Raw genomic sequence first — 22416 nt, forward strand, 5'->3', positions numbered from 1 at the left:
ATATCAAATACCTATAGTTTCACAGGAAGATGTATCATTATTCTATCATTTTCGTTTATCAGCGCAAACCATTCCGGACTAATTTTTCTGAAATGAGGTTATTTTCTGTACTTTTTTAAGACATAAAAAAACCTTTGCTCAAAACAGCATTGAGCAGAAGGCTTTTCAGTTTCTTATACTTCCAGTTCTTTAGGAGGCCGTTCTTTCTCAACCGGCTCGTATCGTGATTATTCAATAGTTTGAGCGTACTCCGATTTCCGTGTAAAGTTCTCCAACGTATCATCCGACTTTGCCATCCTCTATTGTATTTCTCTGGCCGGTTTTATTTTTTCTATAAACCCCAATGGTTTATAAGCCTGCACATATAAGGTGCCGTCATTCACCTCGACGATCAAAACTTTTTCGTCTTGGTCGATGGCTTCATTGTCATAGCCAGTGGCACGCTTTGAAGTCATACCTGTATATGTCTCCAGAACTACTTCTCCATAACCGTCGACAGGAATCGGAATGACGACATTCGCGACTTGCCCAGGGAGAGGCTCTTCCGCATAGGCAATTGATGATCCAGCAGCAGACAAGGGCAGTAAGATGCAGAAGTAAAGCAACAGATCCAATACAGCTGAACCCATTACCGCAATCCCTAATACTGACCATTCGTTAAAGCTTGTCGCACTCTCCAATAACAAGCCAATTGCGGCACCAAATGTAATGAATGCCAAAATCACCGTCGGATTTAGTACAGGCAAAGCCTCTCCAAAATCCGTGACGTCTCCGAAAAAGACATATAACACGGTCACCGCCCCTGCTGCAAGAAGAATATACATATAGAGCTCTTCAATCGGCAAGCCAAAAACCATCATTCCAAAACCTCCCATTCCAGTAAGTATCTTTCCATCTTCTTAGTAATACGAATACGATAGACGGAAGTTTCCGAATCCTTTGAAATAAAGAAAAAAACCCGTTCTTTTACAGAACGGGTTTTGCAAATTGGAGTTCGTGAAAACCATGCACCAGCTGAAAACCAATGCCCACATACCCTTCATTGAGCAACTGCTGTTGCTTTTCCAAGTCATCCAACTTCACTGTAACGTGTCCATTATAATGAACAGTCTGATTTTCCAGGTCCTTCACCAGGATATAGCGCTTTAATCCTTCATACTTTTCCTTTAGAGCCGCGATATACATCGCTTGAGTAAATTTATCTTTTAAACTGGGGATATTCAGCGGAGCTACGGTGCAGCAAACGTAGCGAAATTCCTCGTCAAGATTGGGAAGTTCTTTCATAATGACTTCAGCTAATTTCTGCTGAAGGCGATTTCCACGGTATTCGGGAAGAACCACTGAAATTTCCTGATAAATGACTTTTCGCAAGTCTTCAGGCGGCAGGCCGATATCCCAACCCAAATGCTCTTCATCGATTTCTGGAATCAGCAATGCCCTGAACCCGATCAACTCATCTCCGACAAAAGCACCAACCAGCAAACCACGTTCATTTAGGATAAACAGGAATTCCTCTGTAGTTAAAGCTTGAAGCGAAGCCTTTTCAGGGAGTGATTCGATTACTTTTGCTTGAACTTGTTCTATTACGGGCAAATCCTCCAAATACAGCCGCTTCATAGAAAAAGGCAACTTTTTATGAAGCACTTGATTGGTTATCGTGCCTTCATGCAGTAACTTCATCAGCCATTCTCCTCCGTATATTTATGTAGCTATAGGATACCACTTCCGTCTTTGAACGTCTGCACGTTTTTTCAATTACCTCATAAATTGAAACGATCTTCTTAACGGTCTAAAAAAGACTGTTTAAAAATTCGTCAATTTCTTTTTGAGTACGCAAAAAAACAACTGTATGTTGAGGACTTTCTTCTATAAAGTGTTCCATCCGTTTTCTCATCTTCACTTTACGTGCCCGATACGTTGAAGTGATGAACGTCAGAAATCCTTTATCCAACTTTTCCAGACAGCCAATCGCCATATCTGAACGAGTTTTTCCGTGATTTACGATTCGGCGTTTAACGACACGGTACAGGCAGACGATTAAAGGGCGTTCCAGGTAGATGATGGTATCCGCCTCTTGTCTTCGGATTTCATAGGTGGCTGTGTAGTTGCCTTCAATGATCCAACGGTCCTTTTCAACGAGCCGCTGCTGTTTTTCGCTAAATTCTTCATGAGTGCTTTCCACCCATCCCGGCTTCCAGAAATAAGTATCCAAATGATGGACCGGAATAGCCGTCTTTTCTGACAGCTTTTTTGCAAAGCTTGATTTACCAACACCTGAGGACACCCCGAGCACCATTATCTTCTCCAAAACCATTGCCTCCCCCTCTATTTCCTTCAGTTTTTTTATTATAATCCAACAGGAGATCAAGCAGTAGCAAAAAGAAAATTCGATTATCACTTGCAATATCTGTATACCCGTGTTATTCTAAGGAAGAATTATTTTTGTTCGGATAACTTTTTACAAAGTGTCAGATGTTCATCTGCAAGATTTGAGCAAGGATAGTAATACAATGTATGCTTACGCATACGAGGAGGAAACACACATGGAACAAGGTAAAGTAAAATGGTTTAACTCAGAAAAAGGATTTGGCTTCATCGAACGCGAAGGCGGCGACGATGTATTCGTACATTTCTCTGCAATCCAAAGCGAAGGCTTTAAATCACTTGACGAAGGTCAAGAAGTAACGTTTGATATCGAGCAAGGCCAACGCGGTCTTCAAGCTACTAACGTTCAAAAAGCTTAATCTAAAGCTAACTTATCAATGAGCTCTTCTTCGGAAGAGCTCATTTTTTGTGCATTTTTATAAAGCCGCAACCTGGAAAATCTTCCAGGCTGCGGCTTTTACGATATTATGGACTGCTCATTTTTTAAAGAACAGTTTCTTGCCACCAAAAAAAGACGGTAGTTGCCCCCAACAGCAACTACCATCTTTTCCTCTGCGTTAATTCAACCAAAAATACAGCTGAAAGACTGCGAAAATAACTATACATAGACCAAGCGTGCCGAAGACGATCCCCAGTGCCAATTTCTTTCCGGTCATACTTTCACTCCTTCTCAATTCTCAATTCTTCTATAATCCCTGTGATCTCATGAGCGCCTGTGCCTTTATTTGATAGGACCGTCAGCACACTGCCATCCGCAGGGTAAAATGCCGAATGGAAACTGACACCAGGATCATAGCCCATCACATGATACTTCAAAATATCATCTTTCCCTTGTTGTATCCATATACCATAACCATACGCACCGTCTTCTCCAGAGGCGTGGATTTGCAGCATTTTATCAACTATTTCTTTCGCCAGCAAAGTGCCGTCCATCAGACTGCGCCAGAAATTCGCCATATCATTCGCTGTGACATAAGCACCTCCATCAGCACCGCCACGGATTGGAATGGCGTACTGATTTGTCCGCCACGTTCCCTCTTCTTCAATATAGCCAAATGCTGTTTGGCTTGGCAACCGATCCAAGCGGAAATACCCCGAGTTCTGCATTTTGGCGGGAGCAAAAATCCGCTCCTCCACCACCTCTGCAAACTCTTTTCCCGTAACTCGCTCAACGATCAGTCCGAGTGCGATAAAGCCGGCGTTATTGTAGTGGAACCTTTCGCCTGGCTCGAACATCGGCGGCTGATTTTTAAACAAAGGAATAAAATCTGAAGCGGCTTGCATCAAATACATCGGGTGCTGTCTCCATAAGTCCTCGAAATCGTCCATGACCTGCTCATCAAAATAATCCGGAATGCCGGACGTGTGTGTCAATAATTGATGGACAGTGACTTCGAAATTCGGAAAAGCTTGTGGCAACAGCTCTGATAGCTTATCGTCGAAAGCCAGTTCCCCTCTCTCCACCAATTGGCAAACTGCAACAGCGGTGAACAGTTTGCTGCCAGACGCAATGCCGAATCTGGTATCAACCGCATTCGGCCTTTCATCGGCACGATTGGCAAAACCTCTCGCTGCTGTCCAGGTTTCCTTTTTCTGCAGATAGGCAACACCCGAAAAATCGATTTCCTCCATCCTGTCCATAATCGGATTGGCAGGCTTCTCCTGCTGGAATCGCCCTTCTTCTGTAATAGTGATCTGGCGGCCATCAGTCAATTCGATTGCTAAGGGATGGGTCTCGCTTTTTTGCTTCGAAAAATACCACGTACGTTTCGGCGCCACTAAAATGATATAAGCATGTCCGCTTCCCAGGAAATTCAACGACTTCGCATCGATGCCTTTGTTGCCGCGCACTGGAATGTCCATCTCTTCAATCCGTTCCCCGACTTCTTCAACATACGGGGTAGTGATACTTACTTCACTGATGTTGAGCAGTGAATCGACGGTGAAATTCCCCATCCGGTCAACACTGCGCCTCGCGATGAATTCAATAACATTGCCGGCCGGATCCTGAAAATAAAACGCATCCGCATCAAAATTGGCGTAGAACACTTCATCCATGCCTTCTTGCCGATTCAAGGTCACCCGTTCACTGGCCCACCATTTGGCCAGCGTGAACTGGTTGCCTGGAATGTTCAGAGCATAATGATAGACAGCTGCCCTTTCCGATTCCCGGAAGACCAATTGAGATTCACCGATTGACAATGTAAAACTGGCCTCATCTTCTTCCACGATACGGAAGCCCAGTTGGTATTCATAAAATCCCTTCATATCCTCTAACTGGTTTGTGTATAAGATCACCTTTTTGAACATGTCCTCACTCCTTGCCTTTAGCATACCGAAAAATCCAATTTTTTTCCTCTTTTAACCACAAAAAAAGAAGCCAAAGGCTCCTCATTTTTTTGGCTCTATAAACAAAGTCATTATCCGTTGACCATATACCGCAGTCTGATCATGTCGCGGCATTCGATACCATTCTCAAAAATCGGTTCTGGATAATTTCTTCTGAAAAAGTCTGGATCGATCGCTTGCAAACGGAAGCCGCATTTCTGGTAAAGAGCCAGCTGTCCAAGGCTAGAATTGCCGGTACCGATTTCCACAAACCGGAAACCTCGTTGCGCTGCTTGCGCCAGAGCATGCTCTAAAAGCTGACGGCCATAGCCCCGGTCTCGAAAGCTTTCGGAAACCGCCAAATTCTTAATTTCTACAACTGTTTCAGATAAGGCGAGCAGGACATACACACCAATTAACACACCGTCCTGCTTCCCGATCATACACCAGCCCGAGTCACAATAAGCCCGGACCAATATTTCCGAAGGATCCGCTTCCAGAAGTAAATCCATCGGCAAGGATTCATCCGCACTCAGCAAATGGAACTCCATTACTTCATTTCTTTAAAACCTTGATCGATCAGATAGTCTTCAGCATTGTCGAAAGTGCCGAAGCTTTCCTCCAGGTTTTTGCCTGTATAGATATTCCAGAATGGCTCTTCATAGACCAGGTCCAATTTCACATTTTCCCGGTTTATCCACGTCTTGTCATATGGCGGTTCCGGCTCTAAAGACAGGTAATCGAGGGAGTCTGCCAAAACGCTGCGCAATTCCTTTTCGGAAAAGTCACGGATATTGACGAAGCCTTTCTTATCCACTTCATAATGCGGCAAGTTTCCTACATAGACAAAGCCATTGCCAGTCGGATGTAAATGATAGACCACAATTTTCTTGTCGTACAGGCTCTCTTCATAATGAAAATTCACGCGTTTCATCGATACATCTTTTCTCGTCAATTCCGGGAAAGACTCAATGATTTCCAACTTTTGTTCAAATGTCAACAATCTCATTACCTCATTTCTTAGTTTCATTTATTTCATTAAAAACATTAGTAAGATCCAAGACAATAGATCTGGAGCTTTATATTAAGCCCACAGATATATGGTTACACCCGTTTCGCATTTTCAATTACCATTTAGTATACCACGCCAAGACCAATCCCACATCCATAGAAAAAGCTGCGCGAACGCAGCTTTTCTCACCTTGCTATAAAATTGATTAACGCCTTTAAAATAAAAGATTCACTTAATCACATTTATTTCTTCTTGCCGAACGGCCACCAGACACCCCGGTCGAAAGACACTGAAATTGCCGGTATCAATAACGGCAGGATGATCAGGCCATACAGCAGCAATCCGGTGATGACGATAGTCGCGATCTGCACCAGGCTCAAGACGCCGGAGGGCATCATAGCACCGAATGTACCTGCCAAAATGATGGCTGCCGTAATGATGACAGTCCCCATCTTCGCCATTGATGTCCGCATTGCATCGCGAACACTGATGCCATTGAATGATTCTTCGCGGAACCGATCGAGCAGGAAGATCGAGTAATCGACTCCCAGTGCCACCAGCATCACGAAGCCGAAGAACGGTACTGCCCAGCTGATGCCATCATAGCCCAGGCCATTGACGAAGATCAATTCCGCAATGGAAATCGATGTATAATACGTCAGCAGCAATGATCCGATCATATACAGCGGCATAATCAATGAACGGAAAAGAATCGCCAGAACGACGAACAAGCTGATCAGCATGATGACCACTGTACTTGCAAAGTCACTGGAAGACACTTCTTCTAAATCGCTGTTGATGCTGGAAATTCCGCTGAATGCAATTTCCGCTTCTTCTAGCGGCGTTCCTGCTGCAGTACGTTCGACTGTTTCTTTGATTTCAGTGGTAATGTCGATTGCTTCAGGAGAATACGGATCTTCTGACAACACCACTTCCATCATCATTCCTGTACCGTCAGCAAAGGAATAGCGATCCAGTACCTGTTCAAAGTCTTCGCTCTCCAATGTTCCTTCCGGAATGAATAGGCCAGTGTCACGTACAGCTTCACTGTCGCTCATTTCCTGCATCATGTCGACAGCTTCCGTCAATCCGGTCTGGATTTCAGCCAAACCGTCATTTGAAGCACCTACGCCATCCGCCAATTGCGTCAACCCGGCACTAAGTTCTGCTGTCTGTCCAGCTGCTCCAGCCAATCCCTGCTGGATTTCTGTCAAACCACCACTGATTTGAGTCAAAGCTCCGACGGTTTGCGGGATATTCCCTGTTTGTTGCAAGCCTTGCGAAACCTGCCCCAGTTGCTGGTTGATCTGTCCAAGACCTGCGGCCGCTTCGTTCAATCCTCCAGCATTTCCAGCCTGTTCCCCGATAGCCGTTAAGTTGGTCTGGACTTCCGTAAGTCCTGCCTGCACTTCACCAAGTCCATCGCGGGCTTCACCAAGTCCATCTGCCATAAGGCCGAGCTGTTCGTCCACGTAAAGTTCGTCAATGACATCACCTGTTGGTCGTGTAATCGACCGGACAGTCTCGACACCCTCAATTTTTTCAATCTCAGCACTTACTGATTCGAAGTAAGGGACAGTTGACCGATCTGTCAAGGAATCATCTGATTTGACGATTACTTGAACGGGCAGCGAATCTCCTTTTCCAAAGCCTTCTTCAATAGCACGCAGGCCTTTCACTGACTCATATTCCGAACCGATTTCATCCACCGTGTTAAAAGATAAGGAATTATCGTACGTAAAGAGCAATGGAACTGTAATCACAGCTACCACCAACATCGACAGCAACGGTCTGTTGATCGACAGCTTGCTCATATTGATCCATAATTTGCTGTCTTTATGGGAAGCGGATTTTTTCGCTGGCCAGAATAATTTCTCTTTCAATAAAGACATGAAGAATGGCACGATCGTATAAAGGACCAGCAGCAGGACAAATATGCCGACCGCTACAGCCACTGCCGATTTGAATATCGGAAATTCAGCAAAGCCGATGGCGAAAAATCCGATAAACACGGCGATCCCGCTGATCAGTAAAGTTCTACCCGCTGTTTTATACGTGTTGATGATTGATTGTTCCACTCCGTGTCCAGCCGATAATTCTTCTTTATAGCGGCTTAACAGCAGGATACAATAATCCGTTCCAATTCCAAATAGAATCGCCACCAGGAATATCTGTGTATAGTTGGAAACCGGGAATCCAAACCAGTCGATGAAAAATGCCACGACCGATTGGCTCAATAAATAAGAAATTCCGACCGCAACAAGCGGGATGAACGGTGTCACAATCGAACGGAACACCGCCAGCAATAACCCGAAAATCAAGATGACTGTAATGATTTCTGTACGCTTCAAGCCTTCTTGCGCACTGATGTTCACATCATTGTTGATGATGGCTTCTCCTGTCACATAAGCAGTCAAATCTTCCGGAATGATGGTTCCCCTGATGGTGTCGGCAACGGCATTCACTTCTTCGTCCGTGCCATCAACCGTAATCGGCATCAATACGGTTTGGCGATCTTCCGAAATCAGTTGATCTTCCAATTCTTCACTTTCAACCGGATTTAATACGCTCGTCACCGGATCTCCAAGTGCTTCGATATCCACTACTATCTGCTCGAGCGTTTCCCGCATCGAATCAGTTATTTCACTTTCCAATGGAATGACAAGAGAAATGGTTTGTTCTGCAGCATCCGCATCCGTCAAAATTCTTGATGCTATTTGCGAAGAAGCTTCATCGGATAACTGAAACGAACCTGCCTCTTCTGCCTGTTCCGTTAAATTAGGCGCCAATAGGAATAAGACGATCGTCAAGACGATCAAGCCGATGGCAATCGGCCATTTAAATTTCAATACGCTATGCATATATTACGCTCCGTCCATTTTTAGTATCGTTTTCAGCTTCCGGAAAATCGTCAGGAATTGATCTATTTCTTCATCCGCTATATTTTCAGACATCAGCTTCTCAATATAATCGGTCAATACTTTTTCCAGTTCCACCAAAACTTCCTGGCCTTTATCCGTGAGCTCCAGCATTTTTTCCCGGCGATCTGATGTCTGGACCACCTGGATCACTTCTTTTTGGAGCAGCTTTTTTATTCGGCTGGAAATCGCACTTTTATGTACTGCCTGCAGTACGGCGAGTCTCGCTGAGGTAATCCGTTTTTCCTTGCCGATCAGCTTCAGCATTTGAATCTGTTCAGGTGAATATTCCTTCCATAAAGGATGATCGACCGATTTGATGACCCGCTCAGTCCCATAAATCATCACTTCCTGAAAAAGATCCACCGCTTCTTTTATTCGTCCATCCAAAGTAGTACACCCCCTCAACCAATATTTATAGTTTAGGGGGTAAACCTTTTAAGGTCAAGAGAGATTGTTTCCTCCAGAAAAAAACCTGTGAACAAAGTTCACAGGTTTGATGTTATTCAATTTCACGTGTAGCTGTGTTACGGATTTCACTACGCCGTGCATAGATATTTTTCGCGATGGTCTTGATAACGGCATACACGGGAATCGCTAGAATGATTCCCCATAAGCCAGCAATATTCCCCGCTGCGAGTATCAGGGTAATGACAGTCAACGGGTGAACGTCGAGTGATTTCCCCATAACATTCGGCGTGATGAAATTACTTTCAATCTGCTGGGCAACAAGCATGATGATGGCTACGTACACTGCCATGATCGGATCCTGCACCAAGGCGATGATAATTGCGGGAATGACCGCGATATAAGGCCCTAAAAACGGGATGACGTTGGTGGCCATACCGATCAATGCCAATAGTAGAGCGTAATCCAGACCGATGATCAGATACCCGATCAGCAGCATGATCCCAACCAGAAAGCTGACGAATAATTGGCCTTGAATATATGCCTGTAAGGTTTCATCGATATCATGCAATGTTTTGCGGATCCATCTTTTCCGCTCTCCTGAAAAGAATCCAGAAACAAACGGTACAAATTTCTTGTGGTCAACCAATAGGTAGACGAGGAAAAATGGTACCAACACCAAAGTCACAACACCGGAAACGAAACTGCCGATAAAGGAAAGAATCCATCCGCCAACATCACCAAGCCGATCACCAAGTTGGCCGGTCATGCCCTCCAGCTGTTCTTCAATCGAGTCGGGAAGCCGATCACGTTGGTCGAATATGTATTGGCCGTACTCTTCTACACTTTCAATTATTTCAGGTGCATTATCCACCAATGCATTGATTTGGTCAGTGACAATCGGCCCAATCATGATGTAGAACAAGTAGAACACTAAGACAATCGCCAGAAGGACGGTGAGAACCGCAGCCCATTTCGGAAATTTTCTCTTCATCAGAAAGTTCAGGATCGGCCTTGTCAGGTAGAACAAGACGCCTCCCAACAACAAGGGAACAAAAATTGTTCCTGCAATAATAAATAAGGGATCGAAAATTCCTTGTACTTCAATAAACAATCGAATGATGACTAAAGCTAGAATAATTCCTACTCCCACTTGAAACCAAAGCTTGTTCGTCAAGCGCGTCACTTCCTTTCTTTTCAATAGTATACCCAGTTTACCACGAAAATATGGTATTATAATTTTTATGTTGTTTTGAAATTTCCACGCGGAAAAGGCATTACTGACAGATAAATAAGTGAACGTGCAATGGAGGATTTATTTTAATGGATCAATTATGGCTTACTATCAAATTTCTGCTTCTCGGCCTCTTTCAAGGGCTCACGGAACCGATTCCCATCTCATCAAGCGGGCATTTGCTGATTGCCCAGTATTTCCTTGATGTTCAGATTGAAGGCAGTGTTTCCACTTTTGCTTTGCTGGTCAACAGCGCATCTCTCATTGCTGTTTTGATCATTTACCGCGATGATATTAGACGCCTTGTCGTGAACGGCTTAACATACTTTACGGTGAAAAATGCTGAAACCAAGCGGGATTTCATGTTCGTTGTCTACTTGGTGGTGGCGACAATCCCCGCTGCAGTCATAGGCGTTTTGTTCCAGGATGCAATCGATGATAACCTTTCGACGATCGTGACTGTCGGCTTGACCCTTATCGTGACAGGTTTCGGCCTTTGGTGGATTCGCAATATGCGCGGACAGCGAAAAGATGGCAACATGACCATGAAAGACGCTATCATTATCGGGGGTGCCCAGGCAGTGGCACTTATTCCTGGCATCAGCCGAAGCGGTGCGACAATCGTGGCAGCGATGGCCAGAGGCATCAACCAGGAAACAGCTTTGCGCTTCTCTTTCCTGTTGTTCATCCCGATCAGTCTGGGCGGTGCTGTCCTCAGCATCACGGATATCGTCAATGACGCTAACTTGGCGACCATGGCCGGCCCTTACACCATGGCTTTCCTTGGATCTCTGATCGCTTCTTACTTTTCATTAAAATGGTTCATGAACATCATGGCTAAAGGCCAATTGAAGTACTTTGCCATTTACTGCTTTATTGTTGGGCCACTTGTCGTTTTGGCCTGGCTCGTACTGAATTAATTAAAAAAGACGGACTTTCAATTTTATTGAAAGTCCGTCTTTTTTTATCGATTAAAGAAATTGGCCGTGTAATACGGTTGATTCTCTGAATTGAACGCTGCGCCAATCCCTAAAAATCCAAACTCCGGTTTAACGATATTTTCCCGGTGGCCCATCGAATTCATTAGGCCTTCGTGAGCAAAAATGCTGCTGTACTGCCCGTATGCCAAATTTTCACCGGCTACATAAAATGTGATGCCATCTTCATTCATCCGGTCAAACGGCGACTCTCCCGCCAGATTGGTATGGCTGAAGTATTGATTTTCCGCCATGTCCTCACTGTGCTTCCGGGCTGTCAGCATTGCTTGTCCGTCCCACTTCAATAGTGGAAGGTCACGCTGGATACGCGCTGAATTAGTCAATTCAAAAAGCAGATATTCATAGCCTTCCCTTAACTCCTCATTCGACTCGGCGTAAATTTCAGAACGTTCTTTTTCCAAATCTTCATGGATCACCTGCACCGCTGTCACAGTATCCTCTTCGTGGATATCATAAAAAATAGTCGTATACGTATTATCGATCTTAAAAACATCATATTCTTCGCGGGTATCGAGTATATATTGAACATTTCCTTTTTGAAGGCTTTTCAGTGGAGCGCCAAGCAAGGAACGGACTTCGGACTTTGTGGAATTCATCGTAATGCCTTCTGTCGAGGAAATCAAATCCTGATTGGTGAACATTCCATTCACTTTGCCTTCTTGATCATACGATAATAATACATAGTTTTGATAATCCTGATGGTAGCTATGCCAATCAGTGCCATACTCGTTAAGCATCAAGCGAAGCGGCATACCCAGTTTCCCTTGAGCCTCGTCCTTATCCATACCAAGCGTAACATTGTGGATGGCAAACAAGGAATCCGTTTCAACCAGCTCCGGTTTCGCTACAGCTTCCGGCAACTCGAGCGAGTTGGACGCAACCAAAGACTGCAGTTGAGAGCCAATCCTCGAAGTGAAGTCGCGTGCCCCATCCAAAGCCTGGGACACCTCCGGATCTTCGGTGATGTTCTCAATTGTGCGATCAACAGAATCCAAAAAACTTAAATCGACATATTCACCAACCGGTTCCTCCCAAATCGGGCGCGCAAAAAAAACGGCCAGCAACAAAACCATCAACCAAAACAGTTTCCGCACACGCATCACCTCTTACCCTACAGTTTAATCGCAAACGCATCATCCATAAAGCAAAAAGCCTTTGTGAAAGAAAAGCGGAAACGGCCGTTCAGCTCCGAAAGGCATAAGACGATCTGACGAAGCGGCGTCCTTTGCCGCATAGTCAGAGTGGCTTATGACCCGAGGAGCTGGCCGTTGCAGCTGGATCACATGAAAAGCGAAGGCAGCCACAAACAAAAAAGCGATACCATCAAATTGATGGCATCGCTTTTTACTTAATTGTATTCTTCTGTAATAGCTGTCTTTTTAGGTGAACTGAAAAGCAATGTAAATACCAGACCCAGCGCGAATGTCACGAGGCTTGTGATAAGCGTGGTTGGATCCGCCGAAAAGCCGGGGAATACCACAAACAGGGATCCCAAAATCAAACCGATGATCGCTGCGTAGGTAACATAGGTAAAGTGCTCCAATAAATACTGAATCGCTTTACTGCTGACAATGAATCCAACGATAACGCCGGCACCGATAGCCAAAGCAACCGGTATGTTCAACGTCGATAGCGCATTGATGGCTGTCGTATAGACACCCAATAACAGCAGGATAAACGATCCGCTGATTCCTGGCAATAACATCGCCATACTGGCCAACCAGCCAGAGAAAAACAGCAAAAAGAAAATCGGCAACGTGAGTGATGTAATCGGCGCTAAATCTTCCTCAGTCGGGATAAAGGCAGTGACCGCTAGCGCTGCGCCAATGACCAATAAAATAACCAAGTGGCGTGCCGTAAAGTTCTTTTTGACTTCCGCTTGTTTCATAATGTATGGAATAACGCCGATGATCAGCCCCATAAAGAAAAACTGAGTCGCTTCGTAATGCTGTTCCAATAAATACTCAATGACCCGGCTGAATAACAGCAGCGTAATGACGATCCCGATGCCAAGCGGCACTAAAAATCCAAGATGTTTTTTCCATTCGCGGCTGAAAAATCCGCTGATGGATTCCAATAAACGGTCGTAAATCCCTAAAATAAACGCAATCGTCCCCCCGCTTACTCCCGGGATCAGGTCACTGATTCCCATAAGAATACCACGGTATATATTCTTCCATTCCATTCGTCTAATCTCCTCGTCTTAAAATCACTTTAACTAGTATAGCATGTGTGAAATGGAAACTCGAGCTTCACATTCAGCATTTACCTGGTAGCCAAAACTAGTTTATGATCCTCTTTGCCTCTTCTATAATCGTCTTTACTATTTCAGCCGCCCCTATTTCTTCAGTCAGGCCGCGTGTGGATTGACCTGCCCACAACGACATGAACTCTGGATTATCAGTTTTTGCGGCAGCTGCCCGAATATCTTTGGTGATGGTATTTTGAGAAGGAAATGGCAAAGGAGCAATGCCGGTTTCTTCAAATTCCTGAATAAAGCGATTTTTGATGCCGCGCGCCGGGCGTCCGGAAAAGCTTTTGGTCACTACCGTACTTTCTTCGTTGCTTTCGAATATTGCCTGCTTGTAAACATCATGTGCTCCAGATTCTTTGGCACCGACAAAACGGGTGCCGATTTGGACGCCATGTGCACCAAGAACCAGGGAAGCAGCGAGACCCCGTCCATCAGTAAGGCCTCCAGCCGCAATGACCGGGATTTTAACAGCATCCACCGTCTGCGGCACCAATGCCATCGTACCAATCTGGGCACCTGACGGGTGGTTATCGAGTGAAAACGTGCTGCGGTGCCCTCCTGCTTCACTCCCTTGAGCTACGACAGCATCAGCTCCCGAAGCTTCCGCCTGCTCTGCTTCTTCCACTGTAGTGACCATGGCTATGATTTTGACCTGGTGCTCTTTGGCTGCTTTCATCTGCTCTTCCGATAAACAGCCGAAAGCTGTGCTGATAATCGGGACGCCTTCTTCAATGCAAATAGCGAACTGCTCTTCGCTCCAATCCGGCGATTGATACGAAGACTGTATTTCCAGAATATCCAATTGCGAACGAAAAGGGCTTAATGCATTCTGCACTTCTGCTAAACGGCTAAAATCATCCTTTACCGGAGCGGCAAAAATATTGACACCAAACGGTTTTTGAGTTTTTGACTGAATTTCTTTAATTGCTTTCCGTAACGCATCCGGCGCCATATAGGCCGCACCTAAAGTTCCAAGTGCACCTGCATTGCTGACTTCCACCACCAGTTCCACAGTCGTTGGGCCCCCGGCCATACCGGCTTGAATAATCGGATGTTCAATTTCGAGTAACTGACAGATACGTGTTTTCAATGAAATCATGTATAATCCCCCTGCCCTTGATTTGTTTGAATTTTGCTGTTGCCTTCAGTATCCCGTAAACGGTAATATACAGCAATAGGGAACTTTTCTGCAGAACGCATCGTTCTGTATAGTAAGTAAACATGAGAAGGCGGGATTTACTATGAAGGGATTCCTTTCACTTTTAGGCATCACTTTAATTGTTGGAGCATTCGGATTGATCCTCTTATCTTTTTACGGCAATCCTTTGGAAAAAGCGATCAGCCAGGAAAGACTGTACGCATATATTGAAACACGCCAGAACGACCTCCCGGAAATACCGGAACAAAACCAGGTGACGGCAGAGATTCCGGCACAGGCTGCTTTTACGACTACAGCATTTACCGCCATGGATAACAGCTGTGACAGAGCAGCCTTGGAATGACAAAAGCCGACTCGAATTGCGAGTCGGCTTTTTCATCCTTATTAAGCAAGCAGGCGGATAGCATTTCCGGATGGGTCTTTGACTTCCCAATAATTGTCCTGTTCTACAATTTCGGTTCCCATCGCTTGGAGCTTCTTGCCCAACTCTTTGCGCTTTTCTTCTTCCATAATCAATGTGTAGTAATGCAAGCCTGCTTCTTTCTCAGGCAACGCTGGAATACCGGTGCCATTCCAGACGTTCATCCCGATATGGTGATGATACTTCTGATCAGCTAAGAATAGAGCCTGACCGCCTAGACTTGATACCACTTCAAAACCAAGTGCCTCTACATAGAAATCTCTTGCCTCCACTAAATTTGAAACATGAAGATGAATATGCCCCATTACAGTAGTTTCAGGCATTCCTTTCCATGGCTCTGACGAACTTTGGGCAGCTTCCACTAATCCTTGCGCATTAATTGGATCTACAGTCATAGAAACTTCATCATTGCTCCAGTTCCATTGTTCGGGTTCACGGTCCCGATAGATTTCGATGCCATTGCCTTCCGGATCTGACAGATACAAGGCTTCACTGACCAAATGATCTGAAGAACCCAACTGGATTCCCTGCTGATGAAGATGAACAAGAATTTTTCCTAAATCTTCTCTCGTTGGCAATAGAATCGCAAAATGATACAGCCCTGCGTAACGGCCTTGTTTTGGCGTAACTCCTTCAACCGCTTCCAGCTTGACCAGGACTTTACCGCCTGAACCCAACTCCACATAATTTTGTTCTTCTGAAATAACATCAAACCCAATTATCTCCTGATAAAATTGCTTCATTTTTTTAAGGTCCATTACTTTTAGTCCTACTTCGCCTACATAAGTGACAGGTTTCTGATGAAAATTCATTTATATTCCTCTTTTCATTTAGTTACTTTATGTAACCAATTATATTTATAAAACAAGACTGTGTCAAGTAACTTAATTCTTTTAAAGTAGTTAGTATATATGGTATTATAATAGGAAAGGAGTGAGGAGTATGGATACTTCCGTCATTTGCCCCCGTTTTGAGACAGCTATTTCCCTTCTCAGCCAACGCTGGACTGGACTGATTATTTATCAATTATTATCGGGACCGCAACGCTTCAGCCATTTAACTGAAGTGATCGGCATCAGCGGCCGTCTATTGTCTGAACGCCTGAAAAATCTGGAGGCGCAAGGCCTGGTTACACGGACCGTCTATCCCGAAACACCCGTCCGGATTGAATACGCATTGACCGACAAAGGCCTCTCCCTAAAACCGGTTATGGATGAAATCCAAAATTGGTCACAAGTATGGGTGGAACCAACTGAAACATGAAATGCGTAGACAGCCGTTTAGGCTCGACAAGCGCTGGAAGCCTTGCTGGTAATGGCAGTCTTTGCCATTGCTGGTAAGGCTGAAGCGACTCGAGAGCCTGGCTGTTGGAGTCTGGACAACATGAAATGCGTAAGCGCCAGTTTAGCTCTGACAGGCATAAGACAGACCGGCGAAGTGGCGTTTTGTGCCGCATAGCCGGGGTGGCTTATGACCCGAAGAGCTGTGCGCTGAAGCTGGACAACATGAAATGCGTAGACAGCCGTTTAGGCTCGACAAGCACTAAAGCTATTTGAATCATAATTCTCTAAACTAAATAAGAGCTTATCCAATTTACTGGATAAGCTCTTATTTAGTTTGCCTGTAACTGGATGATGTGCTTCAAACCTTCATGGGCTGAACTGAAGGTCCGTGTCTTATTGTCCAATGCAACAATGGACATGGCCAGTCTTGGACTGATGCCCACAAGAATGCATGTGGCACCGATCAAATTCAGTGTATCCGTCATCATCTGGATTTGATAGCGGATCTGGTTTTCAAACTCTTTGATGCCGCTCAAGTCGATTAAGACGTATTCGATTTTCTTCTCGGAACATTCCAGTAGAACCGTAGCAATCAACTGATCTGTCCGGCTCCGGTCAAACTCACCAATTAGGGGCAAAGCAATCGTTTTGTCCCATATATTCAAGATGGGGATTGACAATTCCTTGATCAATTGAGCACTTCGTTTCTGTTCTTCAGCTTGCATCGTGACGTCCATCAGCATGACGATGTACCCTTCGGCTTCACTTCCATTGCCCATGATGGGGGTTATCACGATATCGGTCATCACTTGGTTACGGATTGTTATGCGCGTCCGGTGGACTCCAGTCAACTTCTGCATAATTTGCTTCTGATGTTGCGGGCGTTCATGGAATGCGTCCATACTCATTCCGATCATTTCTTCGCAGTCTGCCATGCCGTACAAAGGAGCAACTTCACTCATTAATCGGCAAGCTTCGGTGTTCATCCATCTGATGGTATAAGAACTATCTGCGATGATGATGGTTTCCCCGATAACATCCAGGGCATTGAGTAAGAATATATTTTCCGGGATCTTTCCTATGGCTGGCATGTGTTTCCACCTTATCCTCTGATTTTTACTGACTCGTGTTCATACATTATGCCACAGCCGTACCAGGATTACTGTTCTTTCAAAAAAATTATTTCATAACAGCGATGCCTTTTTCCCGTGCAATAGAATAGTTTCCATTAAAGCGTTCGATGGTTTCATTTTTCACCCAATAAGTGATGGGAAACAGTTTGTCGAGAAAGTACCGATCATGGGAAACGGCGATAATGGTACCTGGAAATTCACTTAAAGCCTCTTCCATCACTTCTTTCGCTTCCAAGTCGAGATGGTTGGTGGGCTCATCCAGAATCAGCAGATTGTGGTTTTGGTGCATCAACTGAGCTAGCCGAAGCCTCATCCGTTCACCCCCGCTGAGCTGCCGAACCGGCTGGAAAACCATATTGCCGAAAAACAGGAATTTCGCCAGCATCGGTCGCGCATCATATTCAGAAACAGCAACGGCATCACGAAACTCCTCGAGAATAGTTCTGCCGCTGTCCATCTCTAATGTATGCTGGGATAGATAACCGATCGATAAACCACTGCCCATTTTCACTCCGCCTTCATCTGCCTCTATTTTTCCCATCATCATATTGAGCAGCGTTGTTTTCCCTGCGCCATTTGACCCTACAATCGCAACTCGTTCTCCGTAACGGATATGCATCGAGGCATCATGGAACAAAATTCGATCCCCGAATCCTTTCCAGACGCTGTCCAGGACAATGACGTCTTTTCCGCTGCGCCCATCTATTTTAAAATCCAGCGCCATCTGCTTTTTGGATAACATTGGACGGTCGAGAAGTTCGATCCGGTTTAGGGCTTTTTCTATACTTTTCGCCTGCCGATGCATTCCTGCGTTCGGTGGATTGGCCCTGTTGGCCCATTCCTTCAACCTTTTAATGGTTTCTTTCATCTTTTGAATTTTCTTCTGCTGGTCCTGGTACTGCTGGAACTCGATCAGCAGGCGAGCTTCCCGTTCTTTGACATAGCTTGAGTAGTTGCCGGTGTATTGAATCAAGTCTCCTTGGTCCAGTTCCCAAATATGCGTCACGGTTTCGTCCAGAAAATAACGATCGTGGGAAACAAGGACAATCGTTCCTTTGTAATGGCTGATGAATGAACTTAACCATTCAATCGCTTCCAGATCCAGGTGATTTGTCGGTTCATCCAACAGCAGCAAATCGGGCTTCTGCAAAAGTAATTTCGCCAAGCCCACCTTTGTTTTTTCACCCCCGCTTAAATGTCCCCATTGTTCAAATTTGAGTTGCTTGATCTTCAACCCATTCAGTACTTGATCGATTTTTACATCTATATCATAGCCGCCGCGCTGAATAAAATCATCCTGTACCATGCCATAGCGCAGCAGCAGACGTTCCATCTCTTCAGGAGAAGTATTTTCCATTTGCCGCTCCATCCTTGTCAACTCATCTTGCAACAGAGTCAATTCCGAAAATACAGCAATCATCAGCTGCTCTACAGTCTGCTCTTCCTGTTCAACAGGCGACTGCTCCAGCAACCCAATGGTACAGCCTTTTTTCCAGGTCACGAGCCCTTCAGTCGGCTGTAAAGTTCCAGCCAGTACATTCAATAGAGTGGTTTTCCCTTCTCCATTTCTTCCAACAAGACCGATTCGCTGGTCTTGCATCACTTCCCCTTTGAGTTGGTTGAATAGTTTTTGTGTCGCAAAATGACACATGATTTGTTGAAATTGGCTAATGATCACGACTCTCTTCCTCTCTGATGAAGAGACGCATGCACAGCAAAAAAGGCACGCCAAGAGGCATGCCTTTGCTACAATCCGTTTGCAGGCAGATGTCTCTTACTGGTAATTTCCACTTGATGCAGTTAGTTGAAAAAGGACAGACTTCTCCCGTCCAGCTGCTGCAGTGAAAGTAACGCCATGAAGAATGTATAGATATTCCTGACACTCTGTCATGCGCTTACCAGTTCGATTCATCTTACCCACCTCCTTGACCTATTTCCTACATCATACAACTCCGCAAGAATAGCGTCAATATTTTGTTGGAATATTCTTTTTATATTCACACGTATTAAAAAGTAGGTATAAATCCCTTCAATTCGGGGTAACGATAAGTAACGGTATTTTAACGGAAAGGGGGATCAGAAAATGTCCATGTACTCTAAATTGACTTTTGATAACGATACCCGAAAAGTAGAGAAAGCATTGAAAAAGTACGAAAACAAAAAAACCGAGGCACTGGTTCTGCTTGCGGAAATAGACATGCTTGAAAAAATGGAAGATGTCGAAGACGCAGAGCTTTGGAGAAGGCAAGCCATGAAAGAAAAACTTGTCACCGTAGAACGCCAGCGAAGAGATTTAAAAGAAATGATTGCAAATTATGTGGAAAAGTATGGAGACCAGGACCTGCATCGCTATACAGAACTATTGCAGGAACTTGAGAACGACAAGGCGAAGTAGAGAAAAGCAGGGATCTTTGAGATCCCTGCTTAAGTCTGTAGATAAACCCCAACCGGTCCAGAGCTAATCCGAGTTGCTTCGACTAATGGATTGCAGGATATCTCCCATCCATCCTTTGCGCTTCAAATAGAGATAGAGTATGAATGTAGACCCAATAATTATCCCCAAAGCACCGACATAGCCGAATGGCCATTTCAATTCAGGCATATTTTCGAAGTTCATCCCCCAAAGAGCGCCCCAAGCCATGATAGGAGTGAATAAAGTCGTCAAGACTGTTAAGGTTTTCATGATCTCGTTGCCTCGGTAATTGGCTACTACATTTTCGATGTCCACCATATTATTGACTTCGTCTTCATATGAATTGACGAGCATGACACAACGGCCAATACGGACAGCTGTCCGCTGATATTCGACTTCGGCTGTCACACTTTTCCCGAAAGTCTCTTCAATTGCCATTTTAATCTCTTGGAAGCCCATAATCAGATGCTTCCATAAGAGGATTTCGTGGCGGACGTTCTCAATCTTCTCTAAGGTTTTCTTATTGTTCTTTTCTTTGATGGCCCATAGCAAATCGTGCAGGCGTTCTTCGAAACTATCTATCTTATGTAGGATGGAAGCCACCATTTCCCCAAGGATGATCATCATTACTTCTATAGAAGAATTGGCACTTTCCATTTGACGCAGAATCTCTTTTTTCTCCAAATCCGCATCTTCTTCAAAGTCGATTGTATTGGTGACGAAGATATCGTGGGAGAGATAGAAATGAAAAACTTGGCGAGAGCCTTCCGACTTCGCGCTCTGCCTGTAAATTAACGACCCCCATAAGGATTCTTTCCCGCGCTCACTGGTATGCGTATGGAGAATATTAACTGTCGGATTCTTCGATTTATCGATCCAGCTTTTCATCCTTTCGTTTTCAGGAAGGAATTTGCGGAAATTATCGCCTTCAACATCGTCCTCTTCATGCCATTTAGCGTGCCTGAAAGCATATTGCGGCATTGCCCTATCCCCTTTCGATTAATTGCTGCGATGTAAAAAGCAAGCCAGTACTTGGCTTGCCTACTCTTTATCCTGAGTATTGTCTCTGTATTTTTCATTCGAGTTTTCTTCGTATTCCAAATCCCTGTTCGGCATAGGATCCATATCTTTTTCAGGCGGCATATTGCGGCGTGGCTCGACTTCCGGAATCAGTTTTTCGCCTTCTTTATTTTCACGGTCTTCCCTCATTCCAAGCACCTCCTTGGACTGTTGTTATTATCGTAATTACCCGTTTTTTTTATTTTATAATCCCATGGCGGCTTTGATCATTGAACTGACAGGGATTCAATCAATAATGCATCGTCCGGATACGCAAGCTCTAATTCATCCAGTTCAGAAATCGGTTTCCAAGCCACGTCAGCAATCCACTCATCCTCATCCTGCAGCATAATTTCACCGCCGATTACCTCCACTTTAAAATAAGTTAGCTCAAAAGATACAGCCGAATCTTCGTACTCGCCGGTTCTGGTGTTCAACTTTTCCAGAATCTGAACCGACAATCCAGTTTCATCGAAGAACTCCCGAACGCAGCATTGTTCCACTGTTTCATCGCCCTCCATACCGCCCGCAGGCACCGTCCACTTTTTTTCTTCACCTGGAGCGCCTTGTAGCACCAGCAATACCTCATTCTTTTCATTTACACAGACGCCCGCTGCGCCTTTCCAGTTCGACATTTCCATTAAAATCTCTCCTAAAATCTATTTTCGATGAAAGCAGCTGCTTCTGTTTTCCAGAACCATCGGACTGCCAGTTCTTTTTACGTTACCACAGATTCCAGCAATCCGGGGATGCTTCTGCAAATAATTCCGGACAAGACAAAACGGCTTGCCGAAGCAAGCCGTTTCAGTGGGGGTCTTACTCTGCCTTCTTCCGATGTTCCTTTTCTAAAACGATGCCATGAGTGGCTTCCGGCAGACCAAGATCTCCCGAAAATCCATTTGCCCGATAAAAGGCATCCGCTCCAGAAGAATCTGTGCGGACAACAAGCTCCCGGAAATGATCCTGCGCATCTTCCAAAATCCGCTGGAGCAATTTGGTGCCGATTCCTTCACGGCGGGCAGTTGAAGAGATATAGAATCTCCGAAGCCTGCCGACACCTTCTTTAGTAGAGTACGGATCCCGGTTCAAACCGCCAATTGCCACCAATTGGTTGTGATGGTCCCATACTCCATAAAGCACTTCACCTGTTTTATTGAACGTGTTGCTGCCATCTTCATACTGATCCACGAGTCTTCTTAAAAAACGATAACCTTCTGCTTCGCTTTCTTCCAAAAGCTTTGAAACATCCACTTCTTTTAAATCATGGATTTCTTTGATTTCTACTGTCATGTCGTATCCTCCTCATTATGGATAATCACTTTCCACTTATGGATTTCTAGACAATCACCTGCTCTTTCAGTGTATAGCAGTTAAGAACTGATTGCCAATAAATATCAGAATTTTCTTTCAA

Annotated in this window: 25 protein-coding genes; 5 read left to right on the forward strand and 20 right to left on the reverse strand. The window is 44.8% G+C overall.

The genetic code is table 11. The features are described from left to right. Positions 1–299 precede the first annotated feature (299 nt). The 3 genes from ACRC6Q_RS14210 to ACRC6Q_RS14220 all read right to left on the reverse strand — a co-directional run bounded on the left by ACRC6Q_RS14210 (position 300) and on the right by ACRC6Q_RS14220 (position 2308). Positions 300–860: a hypothetical protein gene (locus tag ACRC6Q_RS14210; RefSeq protein WP_223637184.1), complete on the reverse strand. Its 561-nt coding sequence runs from the start codon at positions 858–860 to the stop codon at positions 300–302. 106 nt (positions 861–966) lie between these two features. Beyond that, positions 967–1680: a hypothetical protein gene (locus ACRC6Q_RS14215; RefSeq protein ID WP_223637186.1), complete on the reverse strand. Its 714-nt coding sequence runs from the start codon at positions 1678–1680 to the stop codon at positions 967–969. A 109-nt stretch (positions 1681–1789) separates the two neighbouring features. Further along, complete coding sequence (locus ACRC6Q_RS14220) at positions 1790–2308, reverse strand: topology modulation protein (RefSeq protein ID WP_431466868.1); 519 nt, start codon at positions 2306–2308, stop codon at positions 1790–1792. Between the two features lie 235 nt (positions 2309–2543). Here ACRC6Q_RS14220 and ACRC6Q_RS14225 point away from each other — a divergent pair, with 235 nt between their 5' ends. After that, the gene (locus ACRC6Q_RS14225; protein WP_006830093.1) at positions 2544–2744 is read left to right on the forward strand and encodes a cold-shock protein; all 201 of its coding nucleotides are present in this window, start codon (positions 2544–2546) and stop codon (positions 2742–2744) included. A 301-nt stretch (positions 2745–3045) separates the two neighbouring features. Here ACRC6Q_RS14225 and ACRC6Q_RS14230 read toward each other — a convergent pair whose 3' ends face one another. The 6 genes from ACRC6Q_RS14230 to ACRC6Q_RS14255 all read right to left on the reverse strand — a co-directional run bounded on the left by ACRC6Q_RS14230 (position 3046) and on the right by ACRC6Q_RS14255 (position 10228). After that, the gene (locus tag ACRC6Q_RS14230) at positions 3046–4695 is read right to left on the reverse strand and encodes a serine hydrolase (protein ID WP_431466869.1); all 1650 of its coding nucleotides are present in this window, start codon (positions 4693–4695) and stop codon (positions 3046–3048) included. A gap of 110 nt (positions 4696–4805) precedes the next feature. Then, positions 4806–5264 (reverse strand): GNAT family N-acetyltransferase, encoded by a 459-nt coding sequence (locus ACRC6Q_RS14235; RefSeq protein ID WP_431466870.1) that lies wholly within the window; start codon positions 5262–5264, stop codon positions 4806–4808. Beyond that, positions 5264–5716: a hypothetical protein gene (locus tag ACRC6Q_RS14240; protein ID WP_223637688.1), complete on the reverse strand. Its 453-nt coding sequence runs from the start codon at positions 5714–5716 to the stop codon at positions 5264–5266. Before ACRC6Q_RS14240 ends, ACRC6Q_RS14235 begins: the two co-directional genes overlap by 1 nt. A 251-nt stretch (positions 5717–5967) precedes the next feature. Further along, on the reverse strand, positions 5968–8586 hold the full coding sequence (locus ACRC6Q_RS14245; RefSeq protein WP_431466871.1) for an MMPL family transporter: 2619 nt from the start codon (positions 8584–8586) through the stop codon (positions 5968–5970). 3 nt (positions 8587–8589) lie between these two features. Next, positions 8590–9033: a MarR family winged helix-turn-helix transcriptional regulator gene (locus ACRC6Q_RS14250; RefSeq protein ID WP_431466872.1), complete on the reverse strand. Its 444-nt coding sequence runs from the start codon at positions 9031–9033 to the stop codon at positions 8590–8592. Positions 9034–9145: 112 nt separating this feature from the next. Then, positions 9146–10228 (reverse strand): AI-2E family transporter, encoded by a 1083-nt coding sequence (locus ACRC6Q_RS14255; RefSeq protein WP_223637196.1) that lies wholly within the window; start codon positions 10226–10228, stop codon positions 9146–9148. A gap of 146 nt (positions 10229–10374) precedes the next feature. On the opposite strand from ACRC6Q_RS14255, the gene ACRC6Q_RS14260 reads away from it, so the two are divergent. Beyond that, entirely contained in the window at positions 10375–11205 is an 831-nt protein-coding gene (locus ACRC6Q_RS14260; RefSeq protein ID WP_431466873.1) for an undecaprenyl-diphosphate phosphatase, read from the forward strand. 44 nt (positions 11206–11249) lie between these two features. Here the strand turns inward: ACRC6Q_RS14260 and ACRC6Q_RS14265 are convergent, their stop codons facing one another. The 3 genes from ACRC6Q_RS14265 to ACRC6Q_RS14275 form a co-directional block, all read right to left on the reverse strand. Beyond that, positions 11250–12377: a CAP-associated domain-containing protein gene (locus tag ACRC6Q_RS14265; RefSeq protein ID WP_223637202.1), complete on the reverse strand. Its 1128-nt coding sequence runs from the start codon at positions 12375–12377 to the stop codon at positions 11250–11252. A 254-nt stretch (positions 12378–12631) separates the two neighbouring features. Then, positions 12632–13468, reverse strand: coding sequence for a DUF368 domain-containing protein (locus ACRC6Q_RS14270; protein WP_431466874.1), 837 nt, complete (start codon positions 13466–13468; stop codon positions 12632–12634). A gap of 97 nt (positions 13469–13565) precedes the next feature. Then, complete coding sequence (locus tag ACRC6Q_RS14275; RefSeq protein ID WP_223637208.1) at positions 13566–14636, reverse strand: NAD(P)H-dependent flavin oxidoreductase; 1071 nt, start codon at positions 14634–14636, stop codon at positions 13566–13568. Between the two features lie 142 nt (positions 14637–14778). On the opposite strand from ACRC6Q_RS14275, the gene ACRC6Q_RS14280 reads away from it, so the two are divergent. Beyond that, entirely contained in the window at positions 14779–15039 is a 261-nt protein-coding gene (locus ACRC6Q_RS14280; RefSeq protein WP_223637211.1) for a hypothetical protein, read from the forward strand. Between the two features lie 41 nt (positions 15040–15080). On the opposite strand, the gene ACRC6Q_RS14285 is transcribed toward ACRC6Q_RS14280, so the two are convergent. Continuing rightward, complete coding sequence (locus ACRC6Q_RS14285; protein ID WP_431466875.1) at positions 15081–15929, reverse strand: VOC family protein; 849 nt, start codon at positions 15927–15929, stop codon at positions 15081–15083. A 130-nt stretch (positions 15930–16059) separates the two neighbouring features. Here ACRC6Q_RS14285 and ACRC6Q_RS14290 point away from each other — a divergent pair, with 130 nt between their 5' ends. Beyond that, the gene (locus ACRC6Q_RS14290) at positions 16060–16380 is read left to right on the forward strand and encodes a winged helix-turn-helix transcriptional regulator (protein WP_223637216.1); all 321 of its coding nucleotides are present in this window, start codon (positions 16060–16062) and stop codon (positions 16378–16380) included. A gap of 349 nt (positions 16381–16729) precedes the next feature. Here the strand turns inward: ACRC6Q_RS14290 and ACRC6Q_RS14295 are convergent, their stop codons facing one another. The 3 genes from ACRC6Q_RS14295 to ACRC6Q_RS14305 form a co-directional block, all read right to left on the reverse strand. Continuing rightward, the gene (locus ACRC6Q_RS14295) at positions 16730–17491 is read right to left on the reverse strand and encodes an STAS domain-containing protein (protein WP_431466876.1); all 762 of its coding nucleotides are present in this window, start codon (positions 17489–17491) and stop codon (positions 16730–16732) included. An 88-nt stretch (positions 17492–17579) separates the two neighbouring features. Then, the gene (abc-f, locus tag ACRC6Q_RS14300; RefSeq protein WP_223637220.1) at positions 17580–19211 is read right to left on the reverse strand and encodes a ribosomal protection-like ABC-F family protein; all 1632 of its coding nucleotides are present in this window, start codon (positions 19209–19211) and stop codon (positions 17580–17582) included. Between the two features lie 96 nt (positions 19212–19307). Next, a complete protein-coding gene (locus ACRC6Q_RS14305; protein ID WP_298832805.1) occupies positions 19308–19445 on the reverse strand; it encodes a hypothetical protein in 138 nt (45 codons plus the stop codon). A 171-nt stretch (positions 19446–19616) separates the two neighbouring features. Between ACRC6Q_RS14305 and ACRC6Q_RS14310 the strand changes: the two genes are divergently transcribed. Continuing rightward, positions 19617–19928 (forward strand): hypothetical protein, encoded by a 312-nt coding sequence (locus ACRC6Q_RS14310; RefSeq protein WP_223637224.1) that lies wholly within the window; start codon positions 19617–19619, stop codon positions 19926–19928. Positions 19929–19991: 63 nt separating this feature from the next. Here the strand turns inward: ACRC6Q_RS14310 and ACRC6Q_RS14315 are convergent, their stop codons facing one another. The 4 genes from ACRC6Q_RS14315 to ACRC6Q_RS14330 all read right to left on the reverse strand — a co-directional run bounded on the left by ACRC6Q_RS14315 (position 19992) and on the right by ACRC6Q_RS14330 (position 22295). Then, positions 19992–20927 (reverse strand): magnesium transporter CorA family protein, encoded by a 936-nt coding sequence (locus ACRC6Q_RS14315; protein WP_223637226.1) that lies wholly within the window; start codon positions 20925–20927, stop codon positions 19992–19994. A 60-nt stretch (positions 20928–20987) separates the two neighbouring features. Further along, complete coding sequence (locus ACRC6Q_RS14320; RefSeq protein ID WP_223637228.1) at positions 20988–21155, reverse strand: hypothetical protein; 168 nt, start codon at positions 21153–21155, stop codon at positions 20988–20990. Between the two features lie 77 nt (positions 21156–21232). Beyond that, positions 21233–21640, reverse strand: a complete 408-nt coding sequence (locus tag ACRC6Q_RS14325) for an NUDIX hydrolase (protein ID WP_223637691.1) — start codon at positions 21638–21640, stop codon at positions 21233–21235. A gap of 181 nt (positions 21641–21821) precedes the next feature. Next, positions 21822–22295 carry a GNAT family N-acetyltransferase gene (locus tag ACRC6Q_RS14330; RefSeq protein ID WP_223637230.1) on the reverse strand — a complete coding sequence of 158 codons (474 nt, stop codon included), beginning with the start codon at positions 22293–22295 and terminating at the stop codon, positions 21822–21824. Positions 22296–22416 lie beyond the last annotated feature (121 nt).

Origin of the sequence: Planococcus sp. SE5232, assembly GCF_050686535.1 — a bacterium.
Taxonomy (GTDB): Bacteria; Bacillota; Bacilli; order Bacillales_A; family Planococcaceae; genus Planococcus.

What these genes read in the sequence shown, in the direction of transcription:
- ACRC6Q_RS14210 (WP_223637184.1), bottom strand. Translation starts at nt 860, where the DNA reads ATGATGGTTTTTGGCTTGCCGATTGAAGAGCTCTATATGTATATTCTT.
- ACRC6Q_RS14215 (WP_223637186.1), bottom strand. Translation starts at nt 1,680, where the DNA reads ATGAAGTTACTGCATGAAGGCACGATAACCAATCAAGTGCTTCATAAA.
- ACRC6Q_RS14225 (WP_006830093.1), top strand. Translation starts at nt 2,544, where the DNA reads ATGGAACAAGGTAAAGTAAAATGGTTTAACTCAGAAAAAGGATTTGGC.
- ACRC6Q_RS14230 (WP_431466869.1), bottom strand. Translation starts at nt 4,695, where the DNA reads ATGTTCAAAAAGGTGATCTTATACACAAACCAGTTAGAGGATATGAAG.
- ACRC6Q_RS14235 (WP_431466870.1), bottom strand. Translation starts at nt 5,264, where the DNA reads ATGGAGTTCCATTTGCTGAGTGCGGATGAATCCTTGCCGATGGATTTA.
- ACRC6Q_RS14245 (WP_431466871.1), bottom strand. Translation starts at nt 8,586, where the DNA reads ATGCATAGCGTATTGAAATTTAAATGGCCGATTGCCATCGGCTTGATC.
- ACRC6Q_RS14260 (WP_431466873.1), top strand. Translation starts at nt 10,375, where the DNA reads ATGGATCAATTATGGCTTACTATCAAATTTCTGCTTCTCGGCCTCTTT.
- ACRC6Q_RS14270 (WP_431466874.1), bottom strand. Translation starts at nt 13,468, where the DNA reads ATGGAATGGAAGAATATATACCGTGGTATTCTTATGGGAATCAGTGAC.
- ACRC6Q_RS14275 (WP_223637208.1), bottom strand. Translation starts at nt 14,636, where the DNA reads ATGATTTCATTGAAAACACGTATCTGTCAGTTACTCGAAATTGAACAT.
- ACRC6Q_RS14280 (WP_223637211.1), top strand. Translation starts at nt 14,779, where the DNA reads ATGAAGGGATTCCTTTCACTTTTAGGCATCACTTTAATTGTTGGAGCA.
- ACRC6Q_RS14285 (WP_431466875.1), bottom strand. Translation starts at nt 15,929, where the DNA reads ATGAATTTTCATCAGAAACCTGTCACTTATGTAGGCGAAGTAGGACTA.
- ACRC6Q_RS14290 (WP_223637216.1), top strand. Translation starts at nt 16,060, where the DNA reads ATGGATACTTCCGTCATTTGCCCCCGTTTTGAGACAGCTATTTCCCTT.
- ACRC6Q_RS14295 (WP_431466876.1), bottom strand. Translation starts at nt 17,491, where the DNA reads ATGCCAGCCATAGGAAAGATCCCGGAAAATATATTCTTACTCAATGCC.
- ACRC6Q_RS14305 (WP_298832805.1), bottom strand. Translation starts at nt 19,445, where the DNA reads ATGAATCGAACTGGTAAGCGCATGACAGAGTGTCAGGAATATCTATAC.
- ACRC6Q_RS14310 (WP_223637224.1), top strand. Translation starts at nt 19,617, where the DNA reads ATGTCCATGTACTCTAAATTGACTTTTGATAACGATACCCGAAAAGTA.
- ACRC6Q_RS14315 (WP_223637226.1), bottom strand. Translation starts at nt 20,927, where the DNA reads ATGCCGCAATATGCTTTCAGGCACGCTAAATGGCATGAAGAGGACGAT.
- ACRC6Q_RS14320 (WP_223637228.1), bottom strand. Translation starts at nt 21,155, where the DNA reads ATGAGGGAAGACCGTGAAAATAAAGAAGGCGAAAAACTGATTCCGGAA.
- ACRC6Q_RS14325 (WP_223637691.1), bottom strand. Translation starts at nt 21,640, where the DNA reads ATGTCGAACTGGAAAGGCGCAGCGGGCGTCTGTGTAAATGAAAAGAAT.
- ACRC6Q_RS14330 (WP_223637230.1), bottom strand. Translation starts at nt 22,295, where the DNA reads ATGACAGTAGAAATCAAAGAAATCCATGATTTAAAAGAAGTGGATGTT.